This is a genomic window from Allobosea sp. ASV33 (assembly GCF_016428755.1).
GTDB lineage: Bacteria > Pseudomonadota > Alphaproteobacteria > Rhizobiales > Beijerinckiaceae > Allobosea.
The window spans coordinates 1-320 of the sequence record NZ_JAELTI010000262.1; the positions used below are offsets into that span (position 1 = coordinate 1).

The window sequence follows — 320 nt, forward strand, 5'->3', positions numbered from 1 at the left end:
GACATAGGGCGTCCAGAAGGGCGAGAGACCCTTGTGCCAGGCATCGGCGAGGAACTGGAGCTGCGGATGGAAATGCGCCTTGGCATCCCAGGGGATGGTGACGCTGCCGGAGAGCCAGGGCCAGGACCTGTCTCTTATACACATCTGACGCTGCCGACGATTAACCTTCGGTGTAGATCTCGGTGGTCGCCGGATCAGTAAAGGGGGGGGGGGGGGGGGGGGGGGGGGGGGGGGGGGGGGGGGGGGGGGGGGGGGGGGGGGGGGGGGGGGGGGGGGGGGGGGGGGGGGGGGGGGGGGGGGGGGGGGGGGGGGGGGGGGGG

General features: G+C 74.7%; 1 protein-coding gene. It reads right to left on the bottom strand.

From position 1 onward, the window contains the following. Positions 1-320: hypothetical protein (locus tag JHD80_RS27450; RefSeq protein WP_199093770.1), on the bottom strand; the 320-nt coding region annotated here is incomplete at both ends.